Here is a 12,674-nt window from a genome sequence, read left to right as displayed (position 1 = left end):
GGGCCCTCTCGTATGTCAGGTCGGTGCCGGCCGGGTCACTTCCCGGCGCAGTCGGCACAGGTGCCGAAGATCTCCACGGTGTGCGCCACGTTCACGAAGCCGTGCTCCGAGGCGATCGCCTCGGCCCACTGCTCCACCATCGGGCCCTCCACCTCCACGGCCTTGCCGCAGACCCGGCACACCAGATGGTGGTGGTGGTCGCCGGTCGAGCAGCGGCGGTACACCGTCTCGCCCTCGCTCGTGCGCAGCGCGTCGACCTCGCCCGCGTCCGCGAGGGACTGGAGCGTGCGGTAGACGGTGGTGAGGCCGACCGAGTCGCCGCGGTGCTTGAGCATGTCGTGCAGCTCCTGGGCGCTGCGGAACTCGTCCACCTCGTTCAGCGCCGCGGAGACGGCGGCACGCTGCTTGGTCGAGCGGCCTCGTACGGGGGGTCCTGCCGTCACCACGGGGGCCTCCTTGAATCCTTGTCTGCCCCCGCCATTCTGCCAGCCTCCCGCGGCCCCGCGTCCGGGCCGGATCAGACCTTCACGTCGTCCGCGGGCCGCCGGGTCGCCGGAACCGGTGCGTCGCAGGTCTCCGCACCCGCCTCGGCCGCCCTCGCCCGGCGCTTGGCGAGCGGCGTGGCGAGCAGGGTGAGCAGGACGAAGACGCCGATCGCGTACAGGACGATCGTCGCGCCGGGCGGCACGTCCTGGTAGTACGAGGTGACCGTGCCCGCCAGGGTGACCGTGATGCCCGTCACCACCGCGAGGACGAAGGTCGCGCGGAAGGACTTCGACAGCTGCTGGGCCGCCGCGACCGGCACCACCATGAGCGCGCTGACCAGGAGCAGGCCGACGACCCGCATGGCGACCGTGACGGTCACCGCGGCCGTGACCGCGATCAGCAGGTTCAGGGCGCGCACGGGGAGGCCGGTGACCCGGGCGAACTCCTCGTCCTGGCTGACCGCGAAGAGCTGCCGGCGCAGTCCGACGGTGACCAGCACGACGAAGGCCGCCAGGACGCCGATCGCGGTGAGGTCCTCCTCGGAGACCGTGGAGAGCGAGCCGAAGAGGTAGGAGCTGAGGTTGGCGTTGGAGCCGGTCGGCGAGAGGTTGATCAGCAGGACGCCGCCGGCCATGCCGCCGTAGAAGAGCAGCGCGAGCGCGAGGTCGCCGCGGGTCTTGCCGTACGCCCGGATCAGCTCCATGCCGACCGAGCCGACGACGGCGACGAGGGTCGCCATCCAGACCGGGCTGGAGTTCAGCAGGAAGCCGAGGCCGACGCCGGTCATGGCCACGTGGCCGATGCCGTCGCCCATCAGCGCCTGCCGGCGCTGGACCAGGTAGATGCCCACGGCGGGGGCGGTGATGCCGACGAGCACGGCCGCGAGGAGCGCGCGCTGCATGAAGGCGAGATCGAGCATTTCCATGATCAGGTCAGCTTCCTCAGGTCAGCAGACCCGTGCGGAGCGGCTCCCCGGCCGCATGCGGATGGACGTGGTCGTGGCCCGGCAGCGCGTGCTGGCCGAGGGCCTCCGGGGGCGGGCCGTCGTGGACGACGCAGCCGTCGCGGAGCACGACCGCGCGGTCGATCAGCGGCTCCAGGGGGCCCAGCTCGTGCAGGACGAGGAGGACGGAGGTGCCGTCGGCGACCTGCTCGCGCAGGGTCGAGGCGAGGATCTCCTGGCTCGCGAGGTCCACGCCCGCCATCGGCTCGTCCATGATCAGGAGCTCCGGCTCGGCGGCGAGCGCGCGGGCGATCAGCACCCGCTGGTGCTGCCCTCCGGAGAGCGCGGAGACGGAGTCCCTGGCGCGGTCGGCGAGTCCGACGAGGTCGATGGCCCGCTCGACGGCGGCCTTGTCGGCCTTGGTCAGCCAGCCGAACCTGCGGCGGGAGAGGCGGCCGGAGGAGACGACCTCGCGGATGGTGGCGGGGACGCCGCTCGCGGCGGTGGTCCGCTGAGGCACGTAGCCGATCCGGGCCCAGTCGCGGAACCGCTTCCGCTCCGTGCCGAACAGCTCGATCGTGCCGCCGGTCAGCGGCACCTGGCCGATGACGGAGCGGACCGCGGTGGACTTGCCGGAGCCGTTGGCGCCGAGCAGGGCGACGACCTCACCGCGCCGGACGGTGAGGTCGACGCCGCGGAGGACGGGCCGGGCGCCGAGGGCCGCGGTGGCTCCGCGGACGGAGATGACGGCTTCCCGTTCACGTGTCGGGGCTGCCATGGCTCGTACCTCCTGCTGTGCGGTGATCACTTCGCGCCGAGGGCCTTCTGCAGCGCGGCGAGGTTGGAGCGCATGACCTCGATGTAGTCATCGCCCTTGGACGTGTCCGTGATTCCCTCCAGCGGGTCGAGCACGTCGGTCCTGAGGCCGGCGTCGCCGGCGAGGGTCTTCGCGGTCTTGTCGCTCGCGAGGGTCTCGAAGAAGACGGTGGTGACCCCGTCCTTCTTCGCGATGTCCTGGAGTTCCTTGATCCGGGCGGGGCTCGGCTCGGACTCGGGGTCGATGCCGGAGATGCCCTCCTGGTCGAGGCCGTAGCGCTCGGCGAGGTAGCCGAAGGCGGAGTGGGTGGTGATGAAGGTCTTCGTCGTGGTGTTCTTCAGGCCGTCGGCGAAGGCGGTGTTCAGGTCGCCGAGCTTCTTGACGAGGGCGTCGGTGTTCTTCCGGTAGTCGGCGGCGTTCGCCGGGTCGGCCTTCTCCAGGGCGCTTCCGACGCCCTTGGCGACCTCGGCGTACTTCACGGGGTCGAGCCAGACGTGCGGGTCGGCGCCGGCCTCGGAGCCGTGGTCGTGCCCGGCCTCCTCCTCCGCGTGCTCGCCCTCGGCGTGGTCGTGGCCCTCGTGGCCGACCTCGGTGCCGTGGGCCTCCAGCTTGGTGAGGGTGGCGGCGTCGACGGTGTTCTTCACGCCGGCCTGGGCGATCGCGTCGTCGACGGCGGGCTGGATGCCCTTGAGGTACAGGACGACGTCGGCCTCGCCGAGTTCGCCGATCTGCCGCGGCTTGAGCTCCAGGTCGTGGGGTTCGACGCCGGGCTTGGTGAGGGTGTCGACGGTGACGTGGCCGCCGCCTATCTGCTCGGCCAGGTACTGCATGGGGTAGAACGACGCCACCACGTCCAGCTTGCCGCCGCTTCCCTTGTCGGCCGCGTCGGACGTTCCGCCGCAGGCGGAGAGGGTGACGATGCCGAGCGTGACGGCTCCGGCGACGGCGGTGGCGGGTATGAGGCGACGTACGTTCATGACACTCATTTTCAACAAAACTGGAAACGATTGTCAATTGTCGTACGTGTGGCTCCCCCCACGTGGGACCCGGGAGGGCCGCGGCGGGAGCCGCTCGTAGAACCGATTTGATACGGGGGGTGCGGGCGCCGGTAACCTGAGGCATTCGCACTTCGTCGTCGTAATGAAGAGAGCACCGTGGCCGCCGACAAGATCGACACCATCGTCAGCCTGAGCAAGCGCCGTGGCTTCGTCTACCCGTGCAGCGAGATCTACGGCGGCCAGCGTGCCGCCTGGGACTACGGACCGCTGGGTGTCGAACTCAAGGAGAACCTGAAGCGCCAGTGGTGGCGTTACATGGTCACCTCGCGTGAGGACGTCGTCGGCATCGACTCGTCGGTCATCCTGGCCACCGAGGTCTGGGAGGCCTCCGGTCACGTCGCCACCTTCACCGACCCGCTGACCGAGTGCACCTCCTGCCACAAGCGCTTCCGCGCCGACCACCTGGAGGAGGCGTACGAGGAGAAGCACGGCCGCCTCCCCGAGAACGGCTTCGCCGACCTCAACTGCCCGAACTGCGGCAACAAGGGCACCTTCACCGAGCCCAAGCAGTTCTCCGGCCTGCTCTCCACGCACCTCGGCCCGACCCAGGACACCGGCTCCGTCGCGTATTTGCGTCCCGAGACCGCGCAGGGCATCTTCACCAACTTCGCCCAGGTGAAGACCACCTCGCGCAAGAAGCCCCCGTTCGGCATCGGTCAGATGGGCAAGTCCTTCCGGAACGAGATCACTCCGGGCAACTTCATCTTCCGCACCCGCGAGTTCGAGCAGATGGAGATGGAGTTCTTCGTCAAGCCGGGCGAGGACGAGCAGTGGCAGGAATACTGGATGGAGCAGCGCTGGAACTGGTACACGGGCCTGGGTCTCCGTGAGGAGAACATGCGCTGGTACGAGCACCCCAAGGAGAAGCTCTCCCACTACTCGAAGCGCACCGCCGACATCGAGTACCGCTTCCAGTTCGGCGGCAACGAGTGGGGCGAGCTGGAGGGCGTCGCCAACCGCACCGACTACGACCTGAACGCGCACGCCAAGGCCTCCGGCGCCAACCTGACCTACCTGGACCAGGAGTCCGGCGAGGCGTACACGCCGTACGTCATCGAGCCCGCCGCCGGTGTCGGCCGCGCGATGCTGGCCTTCCTCCTCGACGCGTACAACGAGGACGAGGCCCCCAACGCCAAGGGCGTCATGGAGAAGCGCGTCGTGCTGCGCCTCGACCACCGCCTGGCCCCGGTCAAGGCCGCGGTCCTGCCGCTCTCCCGCAACGCGCAGCTCTCCCCGAAGGCCAAGGGCCTGGCGGCGGACCTGCGTCAGAACTGGAACATCGAGTTCGACGACGCCGGCGCCATCGGCCGCCGCTACCGTCGTCAGGACGAGATCGGCACCCCGTTCTGCGTGACCGTCGACTTCGACACCCTCGAGGACAACGCGGTGACGGTGCGCGAGCGCGACACCATGAAGCAGGAGCGTGTCTCCCTCGACCAGATCCAGGGCTACCTGGGCAGCCGCCTGCTCGGCTGCTGAGTCCGCTCCCCGCGCACGGCGAAGCCCCCGGTTCCTCCGCGGAACCGGGGGCTTTCCCGTGGCGTCGGGCGCCCGGCACGACCTGGCGCCGGGGGAGGGGAGGGCCCGGACGAGCGGTCGTCCGGTGCGGCCGGGCTCGTCGGGCGGCACCCTCGGGCGGGGCCGTCAGGAGGGGCCGCGCCCTCGGGCGGGGCCGTAAGGGGGCCGCGAACTCGGGCGGGGCCGTCAGGGGGCTCAGGCGCGGAGGCCGCGCAGCAGCAGGCCCACCACGGACTCGAACTCGGTCTCGATCGCGGGGCGCCGCCACTCCGGGGCGTAGCCCGGGTCGTGGAAGCGGGCGGTCGCGTGGAAGAGCGCGCGGGCCGTCGCCTCGGGGTCGGGCGCGGCGAACTCCGCCTCCCGGGCCCCTTCTTCGACGATCGACCGGACCTGGCCGATCAGGACGTCGATGTGCTGGTCGACCACTCCGCTGTTCTCGTCGATCAGCACGTTGTACGTGGCGAACAGCTCCGGGTCGTCGCCCGCCTTGTGCCGCTTGGCCTCGAAGAGGCGCGCGAACCATTCGTGGAGCTTGTCCGGCGCCGCCAGGCCGGGGGCCGCCGTCAGCTCGGCGAGGGCGGTCTCGGTGCGCGAGAGCCACCGCTCCGTCACCGCCTCGCGCAGGGCCGCCTTGGTGCGGAAGTGGCGGTAGACGCTGCCGTGGCTGACGCCGAGGACCCGGGCCACGTCCACGACGGTCGCCTTCGCCGGTCCGTAGCGGCGCAGCACCTCCTCGGTGGCTTCGAGGATGCGCTCGGCGGTCAGGGTCTCGGTGGCGGCCATGGAAGGACAGTACCTGTCAGTGCTCGCTGTCCAGATGCGCCATCTGCGCCGCCGGGTAGCGCTCGCCCGCGGCGGAGCCCGCCGGGACGGCCTCCTCGATCGCCGCCAGGTCCGCGGCGTCGAGCGAGACGTCCAGGGCGCCCAGCGCCTCCGCCAGCCGGTCCGAGCGGCGGGCGCCCACCAGCGGGACGATGTCCGCGCCCTGCCGCTCGGCCTGGGCGAGGACCCAGGCGATCGCGGTCTGCGCCACGGTCACGCCCTTTGCCTCGGCGAGGGCGCGCAGCCGCTCCACGAGGTCCAGGTTCCGCTGGAGGTTCTCGCCCTGGAAGCGCGGGCTCATGCCGCGGAAGTCGCCCGCCGTCAGCTCGCGGTCCCGGGTGAAGTGGCCGCTGATCAGTCCGCGTGATAGGACTCCGTACGCCGTGACGCCGATGCCCAGCTCCCGGGCGGTGGGCAGGATCTTCTCCTCGATCGACCGGGAGATCAGGGAGTACTCGATCTGGAGGTCCGCGATCGGGGCGACGGCCGCCGCCCGGCGCAGGGTGTCGGCGCCCACCTCGGAGAGCCCGATGTGCCGGACGTGGCCCGCCTCGACGAGTTCGGCGATGGCGCCGACGGTCTCCTCGATCGGCACGTCGGGGTCGACGCGGGCGATCCGGTAGATGTCGATGTGGCCGGTGCCGAGCCGCTGGAGCGAGTAGGCCGCGAAGTTCTTCACGGCGGCCGGCCGCCCGTCGTATCCGGTGAAGCCGCCCTCGACGGTGCGCAGGGCGCCGAACTTCACGCTGGTCAGGGCCTGCTCGCGGGCGGCCGCGGGGGCCGTGCGCAGCGCCTCCTCGATCAGCAGCTCGTTGTGCCCCATGCCGTAGAAGTCGCCCGTGTCGAGCAGGGTCACCCCCGCGTCCAGGGCGGCGTGGATCGTCGCGATCGACTCGGCGCGGTCGCTCTCGCCGTACAGCGCGGACATGCCCATGCAGCCGAGGCCGAGGGCGGAGACCTCGGGGCCGGTGGCGCCGAGGCGGCGGGTGGGGACGGGGCGGCTGGTGGTGGTCATGGCGGTCTCCTCGGAGTCCGGAAAGCGGTGGATCGGTCGGACAGGACAACCATGACATGACTGATGACAGATTTCAACATCTGTCATTCCTTCGGGTGTGTCGGGTCGGCCGGGCTCGCCGTGGTGGCTGGAAGAGGGGCGCCGTGGCGCGGGAAAACCGGGTGCCGGGCCCCGCGGGGCGGGGGTAGCGTCGGCCCCATGTCCTCCTTCTCCCCGTTCTTCCAGATCTACGAGTGAGCTCCCGCAGGGGCAGCCCGAGTCAGACCAGTGACCACCTCACCGACGGGAGAACACCGTGGCGAAGAGCCGCAACAACCTCCTCGGCGTCGGAGGGCAGCGCAAGAAGCTGTCCCGCGCCGACCGGCACGGCGACGAGCGGAGCCGCGGCGCGGCCCGGCCGTCCGCCGACGACCGCAAGCAGGACCTCCTGAAGCGGATGCGCGAGCGCACCCGGGAGGCCGGCGAGGCCGAGGCCACCGGCCAGGAGTAGGCACCACCGCACGAGGAAGGGCCCGGAGCGCCGTCGCGCCCCGGGCCCTTCCGTCGATCCGTGCCCCACCCCGCCCGTGCCCCACCCCGCCCGTGCCCCACCCCGCCCTTGTCCCACTCCACCCCGCCCAGGCCCTCGCCCCGTTGCCCTTCCCCCCCCGCTCCGCGCCGCCCCCGTACCCGCCGCGCCCCTAGCCCGCGTGTCTCGGCAGGCGGGCGGACAGGGCCACCGTGAGCGCCACCATGGCCAGCTGGACCACGAGGGTCGTCGTCAGGGCGGTGCCCGCCCCCGCGGGCGAGGCCGCCAGGCCCAGGTAGAGGGAGCCCAGCGTGGCCACCCCGAGGGCCAGGGCCGACTGCTGGGTCGTCACCATCACCCCGCTCCCCACCCCCGCGCGCTCCCCGGGGACCTCCGAGAGGATCACGCGGAAGAGCACCGGCAGCTGAAGGCCCTGGCCGAGTCCCGCGATCGCCATGCCGGGGAGCAGGACCGCCACCGACAGGTCCGGCCAGGCGCGCCATACCGTCACCGCGAGCAGTGCGATGCCGACCCCCTGGAGGAGGCCGCCGGCCGTCACCACGCGCGTGCCCCAGCGCCGTACCAGCCGGGGACCCGCCAGCGAGGCGCCGAAGAACGCCAGGGCCATCGGCACCAGGGCCAGCCCCGAGGCGACCGCCCCCAGACCGAGCCCCTGCTGGAGCGCGACCGCGATCACGAACATGAAGCCGCCGAAGCCCATGCACAGCGGCAGCAGCAGCACCAGCCCGCGCCGCAGCGACACCAGACCCAGCAGGCTCGGCGGGACCAGCGGCATGCCGCCCCGGCGGTCCGTCCGCCGCTCCACCCGCCAGAACGCCACCGCCGCGAACGGGAACACGGCCAGCGACACCCACGTCCACACCGGCCAGCCCGCCGCCCGGCCCTCCGTGAGCGGAGCGAGCAGCGTGGTCAGCGTGAGGCCCAGCAGCAGGGTGCCCGGCACGTCCACCGGCGCCGGGCGGTCCGAGCGGGTCTCCGGGACCGTGCGGAAGGCCAGGACCAGGCCGACCACCGCCACCGGCACGTTCACCAGGAAGACCGCGCGCCAGCCCGAGCCCGCGAGGTCGGCCGCCACCAGGACGCCGCCGAGGATCTGCCCGGCCACCATGGAGAGCCCCGCGGTCGCCCCGTACAGGCTCAGCGCCCGGGCCCGGCGGGCCCCCTCCGTCGAGGAGTGGATGGTCGCGAGGACCTGCGGCAGCATCAGCGCCGCCGCGGCGCCCTGCGCCACCCGCGCCCCGACGAGCGTCCAGGCGTCCGGGGCGAGACCGCAGGCCAGCGACGTCAGGCCGAAGGCCGCCATGCCGGCGAGGAAGAGCCGCTGGCGCCCGAAGAGGTCGCCCAGCCGCCCGCCGAGGACGAGCAGGACGGCGTACGACAGCCCGTACCCGGCGACGACGAGTTCCAGGAGCGCCGGGCCCGCCGCCAGGTCCTGGTCGATCGAGGGCAGGGCGACGTTGACGATGAAGAAGTCGATCAGCGGCAGGGCCGCGCCGAGCAGCACGGTGAACAGGCCGAGCGGGCCCAGCGCCGGCCGGCCGTGGACGACGGCGCCGGTCCCGGGCGGGGTGCCGCCCGGGACGGGGGCCGGAGAACCCTGGGGCCCCTGGGAGCGGGGGGAAGCGGAGGTCGTAGTCACGCATCAGACGATCCGCCCACCCTCAGCCTGGTACCAGAGTGTCTTTATCCTGGTAGAAGCAGTACCTGGCACAGGGCTGACCGGCCCGGCACCCTGGGAGCGTGACGATGACGACGGCGGAACCCGGCACGCGGCGGCACGAGCTCGCCGCCTTCCTGCGCAGCCGGCGCGAGCGCATCACCCCCGAGCAGGTCGGCCTGCCCCGGGGACGCCGCCGCCGCACCCCCGGTCTGCGCCGCGAGGAGGTCGCCCAGCTCTCCGCCGTCGGCGTCACCTGGTACACCTGGCTCGAACAGGCCCGGGACATCCAGGTCTCCCCGCAGGTCCTCGACGCCCTCGCGGGAGCCCTGCTGCTCGACCCCACCGAGCGCAGCCACCTCTTCGCCCTCGCCGCGCAGAGCGACCCGCACCCCGAGACGGCCTGCCCGGCCGTCACCCCCGCACTGCGCGCCCTGCTCCGCCAGCTGGAGCCCGTCCCCGCCTGCGTCCAGAACAGCCGGTACGACTTCCTCGCCTACAACCGCACCTTCGGACGGCTCTACCGCGATCTCGACGCGCTGCCCCGCGAGGACCGCAACACCCTCTGGCTCGCCTTCACCGACGAGCGCTTCCGGGCCGCCTTCGGCGACCTCCCCGAGGTCCTGCGCGCGATGGTCGGCAAGCTCCGCGCCTCGATGGCCGAGCACCTGGCCGAACCGGCCTGGAAGGCGCTGGTCCAGCGCCTCCAGGACGCCTCCCCGGAGTTCCGCGAGCTGTGGGAGCGCCGCGACGTCGCCGACCTCGCCGGTCGCGCCAAGGTCATCCGCAACGCCGAGGTCGGCGTGCTGCACCTGGAGCACACCAACCTCTGGCTCGGCCCGGCCGCCGGTCCGCGCCTCGGCACGTACGTCCCGATCGACGAGGAGTCCCGGGCCCGGCTCGAACGGCTGCTGGAGCTCGCCGTCCGCGAGGAGGCCGGAGGGGCCCCGGCGGCCCACGGCGCGCCGCGGAACCGGCCCGTGGACGAGGACCGGCGGGCCGGCGGGGGCCGGGACGGCGCGCGGGACCGGTCCCTCACCGCGGTCTGAGCGGGAGGCCGGCCCCGTCCGCCGGACGCGTCCCCTCGTCCGCCAGGCAGCGGGCCGTCCGCTCCGCCGTGCGGCGGGCCCAGGTCCCGCTGGTCAGCGCGCCGACCACGAGGACGGCGAGGCCGCAGGCCGTCACCACCCAGTAGCCGGGCCGCGCCGCCGCCACGAAGTCCTCCGGTGACGTCCCGGCGTCCACCCCGGTCGCGAGCACCGTGCCGACGACCGCGACCCCGAGCGTCTGCCCGACCTGGCGGCTCGTCGAGGCCACCGCCGCCGCCACCCCCGCCTGCGCGCGGGGCATCCCCGAGACGGCCGTGTTGGTGATCGGGGCGTTCACCAGGCCGAAGCCGATGCCGAAGGCCACGTACCCGGTGAAGAGCAGCGGATCACGGGTCTCCGCCTCGAAGGCCGCGAAGAGCAGCGCCCCCGCCGCCATCGCCGTGCCCGCCAGGAGCAGCGGGAGGCGGGGTCCACGCGCGCCCGTGAGGCGGCCCGACAGCGGGGCGAAGACGAAGGTCATGCCCGCCATCGGCAGCACGTACAGGCCGGCCTCCAGCGGGGAGAGGCCGCGCACCTCCTGGAGGTACAGGGTGTTCAGGAACAGGAAGCCGGCGAAGCCCGAGAAGGCGCAGACCGCGACGACGGTGGCGCCGCTGAACGGGGCGCTGCGGAAGAACCGCAGGTCGATCAGGGGTTCACGGCGCCTCGGCTCGTACACCAGGACGCCGGCGAGCGCCGCCACCGCGATCCCGGCGAACAGCGGGTCGGTCTCGATGATCGCGTACGTGAGGGAGCCGAGGAACGCGGCCACCAGGAGCTGTCCGACCGGGTCGGGGCGGCGGGGGCGGGGCGCGCGGGACTCGGGGACGTACCGCAGGGTCAGGAGCAGGGCCCCGAGGGCGACCGGCAGGTTGACCCAGAAGATCGCCCGCCAGCCGACCGACTCGACCAGCACGCCGCCCACCAGCGGACCCAGGGCCAGGGAGATGCCGACGACAGCGCCCCAGACGCCGATGGCACGCGCGCGTGCGGCGGGTTCGGTGAAGGTGTTGGTGATGATCGACATGGCGACCGGGTTGAGCATCGAGCCGCCGACCGCCTGCACCGCGCGGAAGGCGATCAGCGCCTCCAGGTTCGGCGCCAGGGAGCAGAGCAGCGAGCCCAGGGCGAAGACGACGAGGCCGGTCACGAAGACCCGGCGGCGGCCGATCCGGTCGGCGGTGGAGCCGGCGAGCATGAGCAGGGAGGCCAGGACGAGGGTGTAGGCGTCGATGACCCACTGCATGCCGGAGACGGAGGCGTCGAGGTCGTCGCGGAGCGAGGGCAGGGCGACGTTGAGCGCGGTGTTGTCCAGGCTGACGATCAGCAGGCTCGTGCAGCAGATCGCCAGGACGACGAGTTGCCGGCGCCGGGGGAGCTCCGCGCGTGTGAGCTCTGGCATGTTCGGATAGTACGGCTAACTAATGACTGGCGCAGTGCGCGACAATGGTCCGATGACCGCGTTCTCCCCTCTTGCCATCGGCCCGCACATCGTGCAGCCGCCGGTGGTGCTCGCCCCGATGGCCGGCATCACCAACGCCCCCTTCCGCACCCTCTGCCGCGAGTTCAGCGGCGGCAAGGGGCTGTTCGTGAGCGAGATGATCACGACGCGGGCCCTGGTCGAGCGCAACGAGAAGACGATGCAGCTCATCCGCTTCGACGCGACCGAGCAGCCGCGCTCCATCCAGCTGTACGGGGTGGACCCGGTGACGGTCGGCAAGGCCGTGCGCATGATCGTCGACGAGGACCTCGCCGACCACATCGACCTGAACTTCGGCTGCCCGGTCCCCAAGGTGACCCGGAAGGGCGGCGGCTCCGCCCTGCCCTACAAGCGGCCGCTGCTGCGGGCGATCCTCAACGAGGCCGTCGGCAACGCGGGCGACCTGCCGGTGACGATGAAGATGCGCAAGGGCATCGACGACGACCACATCACCTACCTGGACGCGGGCCGGATCGCGGTCGAGGAGGGTGTCACCGCGATCGCGCTGCACGGGCGGACGGCCGCGCAGCACTACGGCGGCACGGCGGACTGGGACGCGATCGCACGGCTCAAGGAGCACGTGCCGGAGATCCCGGTCCTGGGCAACGGCGACATCTGGTCCGCCGACGACGCGCTGCGGATGATGCGGGAGACGGGCTGCGACGGCGTGGTCGTCGGGCGCGGCTGCCTGGGGCGGCCGTGGCTCTTCGCGGATCTCGTGGCGGCCTTCGAGGGGACCGGGGCCTACGCGGCGCCGGGTCTGCGGGTGGTCGCGGAGGCGATGGTGCGACACGCCCGGCTGCTCGGCGAGTGGATCGGTGACGAGGCACGCGGTGTCATCGACTTCCGCAAGCATGTGGCCTGGTACCTGAAGGGCTTCTCGGTGGGGTCCGAGATGCGCAAGAAGCTGGCGATCACCTCGTCGCTGGACGAACTGAGCGCTCAGTTGAGCGAGCTCGACCTCGACCAGTCGTGGCCGACGGGCGCCGACGGCCCTCGGGGGCGTACGTCCGGAAACAACCGGGTTGTCCTGCCGGACGGCTGGTTGAAGGACCCCTACGACTGCTCAGGCGTGAGCGAGGACGCCGAGCTGGACACGTCCGGCGGCTGAGATTCGGCCGTGAATCGGCCGTTCCGGGGGAGTGATCCTCGCCACCCTTGAGGGGGTTGGTGCTCAGATGAGCAGGTTACGAACGGCTGCACCGCCTGAAGGGTGGCACCGGGTGCCACCCTTTTTGCGTTCAAGACTTGAACACAAGTG

General features: G+C 72.2%; 12 protein-coding genes. 4 read left to right on the top strand and 8 right to left on the bottom strand.

The genetic code is table 11. The features are described from left to right. Positions 1-35: 35 nt before the first annotated feature. The 4 genes from ACF09E_RS06220 to ACF09E_RS06205 form a co-directional block, all read right to left on the bottom strand. The gene (locus tag ACF09E_RS06220; RefSeq protein WP_148004192.1) at positions 36-446 is read right to left on the bottom strand and encodes a Fur family transcriptional regulator; all 411 of its coding nucleotides are present in this window, start codon (positions 444-446) and stop codon (positions 36-38) included. A 71-nt stretch (positions 447-517) separates the two neighbouring features. Beyond that, positions 518-1,411: a metal ABC transporter permease gene (locus ACF09E_RS06215; RefSeq protein ID WP_392204113.1), complete on the bottom strand. Its 894-nt coding sequence runs from the start codon at positions 1,409-1,411 to the stop codon at positions 518-520. Between the two features lie 16 nt (positions 1,412-1,427). Further along, positions 1,428-2,207 carry a metal ABC transporter ATP-binding protein gene (locus ACF09E_RS06210; protein WP_392204112.1) on the bottom strand — a complete coding sequence of 260 codons (780 nt, stop codon included), beginning with the start codon at positions 2,205-2,207 and terminating at the stop codon, positions 1,428-1,430. A 26-nt stretch (positions 2,208-2,233) separates the two neighbouring features. Further along, positions 2,234-3,223 (bottom strand): metal ABC transporter solute-binding protein, Zn/Mn family, encoded by a 990-nt coding sequence (locus ACF09E_RS06205; RefSeq protein ID WP_392204111.1) that lies wholly within the window; start codon positions 3,221-3,223, stop codon positions 2,234-2,236. Positions 3,224-3,400: 177 nt separating this feature from the next. On the opposite strand from ACF09E_RS06205, the gene ACF09E_RS06200 reads away from it, so the two are divergent. Beyond that, positions 3,401-4,783, top strand: a complete 1,383-nt coding sequence (locus ACF09E_RS06200; protein WP_392204110.1) for a glycine--tRNA ligase — start codon at positions 3,401-3,403, stop codon at positions 4,781-4,783. A 234-nt stretch (positions 4,784-5,017) separates the two neighbouring features. On the opposite strand, the gene ACF09E_RS06195 is transcribed toward ACF09E_RS06200, so the two are convergent. Together ACF09E_RS06195 and ACF09E_RS06190 are read right to left on the bottom strand one after the other, a co-directional pair. After that, entirely contained in the window at positions 5,018-5,605 is a 588-nt protein-coding gene (locus tag ACF09E_RS06195) for a TetR family transcriptional regulator (protein ID WP_392204109.1), read from the bottom strand. Between the two features lie 16 nt (positions 5,606-5,621). Continuing rightward, positions 5,622-6,659: an aldo/keto reductase gene (locus tag ACF09E_RS06190; RefSeq protein WP_392204108.1), complete on the bottom strand. Its 1,038-nt coding sequence runs from the start codon at positions 6,657-6,659 to the stop codon at positions 5,622-5,624. A gap of 295 nt (positions 6,660-6,954) precedes the next feature. Between ACF09E_RS06190 and ACF09E_RS06185 the strand changes: the two genes are divergently transcribed. Next, positions 6,955-7,149, top strand: coding sequence for a DUF6243 family protein (locus tag ACF09E_RS06185; protein ID WP_361850443.1), 195 nt, complete (start codon positions 6,955-6,957; stop codon positions 7,147-7,149). Between the two features lie 190 nt (positions 7,150-7,339). Here ACF09E_RS06185 and ACF09E_RS06180 read toward each other — a convergent pair whose 3' ends face one another. Next, on the bottom strand, positions 7,340-8,827 hold the full coding sequence (locus ACF09E_RS06180) for an MFS transporter (RefSeq protein WP_392204107.1): 1,488 nt from the start codon (positions 8,825-8,827) through the stop codon (positions 7,340-7,342). 107 nt (positions 8,828-8,934) lie between these two features. On the opposite strand from ACF09E_RS06180, the gene ACF09E_RS06175 reads away from it, so the two are divergent. Then, positions 8,935-9,894, top strand: a complete 960-nt coding sequence (locus ACF09E_RS06175) for a helix-turn-helix domain-containing protein (protein WP_392204432.1) — start codon at positions 8,935-8,937, stop codon at positions 9,892-9,894. Here ACF09E_RS06175 and ACF09E_RS06170 read toward each other — a convergent pair. Beyond that, positions 9,881-11,335 (bottom strand): MFS transporter, encoded by a 1,455-nt coding sequence (locus ACF09E_RS06170; protein ID WP_392204106.1) that lies wholly within the window; start codon positions 11,333-11,335, stop codon positions 9,881-9,883. The genes ACF09E_RS06175 and ACF09E_RS06170 overlap by 14 nt on opposite strands. 52 nt (positions 11,336-11,387) lie before the next feature. Between ACF09E_RS06170 and dusB the strand changes: the two genes are divergently transcribed. Next, complete coding sequence (gene dusB / locus ACF09E_RS06165; protein WP_392204105.1) at positions 11,388-12,524, top strand: tRNA dihydrouridine synthase DusB; 1,137 nt, start codon at positions 11,388-11,390, stop codon at positions 12,522-12,524. Positions 12,525-12,674: the final 150 nt, after the last annotated feature.

Origin of the sequence: Streptomyces sp. NPDC014891 (assembly GCF_043081085.1) — a bacterium.
Lineage (GTDB): Bacteria > Actinomycetota > Actinomycetes > Streptomycetales > Streptomycetaceae > Streptomyces.
This window is presented reverse-complemented; position numbering and strand designations above follow the sequence as displayed.